1 protein-coding gene is annotated in these 1,588 nt (G+C 67.9%); it reads left to right on the top strand.

Features of this window, described 5'->3' with window-relative positions; genetic code table 11:
- Positions 1–159: 159 nt before the first annotated feature.
- Positions 160–1,410 carry an IS701 family transposase gene (locus ACFVVX_RS37970; RefSeq protein ID WP_387952737.1) on the top strand — a complete coding sequence of 417 codons (1,251 nt, stop codon included), beginning with the start codon at positions 160–162 and terminating at the stop codon, positions 1,408–1,410.
- Positions 1,411–1,588 lie beyond the last annotated feature (178 nt).

Raw genomic sequence — 1,588 nt, 5'->3', positions numbered from 1 at the left:
CTAGTACTCCAGCAGGACTTCGACGTTTTGCCTGATCAGAGGGCTGCGCGGTGAGTGTAGTGGGCTGGTGCCCGTCAGGGGCGGTCTCCATGGGACCGCCCCTCGATCGTGTGTAGCCGGCGTTGGTAGTGACAGCGATGGGGGCAGCCTCCCGCCGTGATCAACGAGCCTGCAGCCGAGAGCTGGGACCACGAACTCGAAGACCTCTTCCTCCGTGTCGGCCACCGTTTCAGCCGTGTGGAACCGCGCCGCCGGATGCGCGACTACGTTCGCGGCCTGCTCGGCCCTGTCGGCCGCAAGAACGGCTGGCAGCTGGCCGAATACGCAGGTCACGCCACTCCTGACGGGTTGCAACACCTGCTCGCCGGTTCCCGCTGGGACGCGGACGAGCTCCGCGACGAGCTCCAGCACTACGTCGCCGAACGCCTCGGCGAGGACGACGGCGTCCTGATCATCGACGACACCGGCTTCGTCAAGAAGGGCATCACCTCTGCCGGTGTGCAGCGCCAGTACTCCGGCACCGCCGGCCGTACCGAGAACTGCCAGATCGGTGTGTTCGCGGCCTACGCCTCCGCCCATGGCCGTGCCCTGGTCGACCGGGAGCTCTACCTGCCCAAGTCCTGGACCGAGGACCGGGACCGCTGTCGTGCGGCGAAGATCCCCGACGAACGGGACTTCCACACGAAGGGCGATCTGGCCAAAGCTATGGTGCTGCGTGCGCTCGCCTCCGAGCTGCCCATCGCCTGGGTCACCGCGGACTCGGCCTACGGCCAGGAGGGACGCTTCCGGCGCCTGCTGGAACAGTCCGGCCTCGGCTACGTCCTGGCGGTGCCCAAGTCCCAGTTCAGCGTGGGCTGTCCACGCATCGACTGGCTGTTCACCCAGGCCCCGGCCGAGGCCTGGGAACGGATCTCGTGCGGCAACGGCGCCAAGGGACCACGCATCTACGACTGGGCGGCCATCCAGCTGCCCGCCGTGACCGAGTACGACTACCAGGACGAGGCCCAGGTCCGCCGGCGGTGGGCGCTGGCCCGCCGCAGCCTGACCAAGCCCGACGAGATCGCCTACTACCTCGCCTATGCACAACTCGACACAACCGTCGAACAGTTGGTGCGGATCGCCGGGACGCGCTGGGCGATCGAGGAGTGCTTCCAGGCCGCGAAGAACGAGTGCGGCCTGGACCAGTACGAGGTCCGCCGCTACACCGGCTGGATGCGACACATCACCCTGGCCATGCTTGCCCACGCATTCCTGGCCGCGATGGCGGCAGCCGCGGCATCAAAGGGGGCTGCAGAAACGGTTCCCGCAGCCTGGTCGACCTCACCGTGGCAGAGATCCGGCGGCTCCTGGCAGCTGGCCGTTCCCGCGACCCGCGTCCGCCACGGTGCTCGCCCCGCACTCACGCCTTGAACTGGTCCACCTGGCGCCGACAACGCCAGGCCGTCGCCCGTCGCTGTCACTACCAACGCCGGCTACACACGATCGAGGGGCGGTCCCATGGAGACCGCCCCTGACGGGCACCAGCCCACTACACTCGCTGCGCAGCCCTCTGATCAGGCAAAACGTCGAAGTCCTGCTGGAGTACTAG

Origin of the sequence: Kitasatospora sp. NPDC058170, assembly GCF_042883905.1 — a bacterium.
Taxonomy (GTDB): domain Bacteria; phylum Actinomycetota; class Actinomycetes; order Streptomycetales; family Streptomycetaceae; genus Kitasatospora.
Note: the sequence above shows the minus strand (reverse complement) of the source record. Positions and strands in the feature narration are given on the sequence as shown.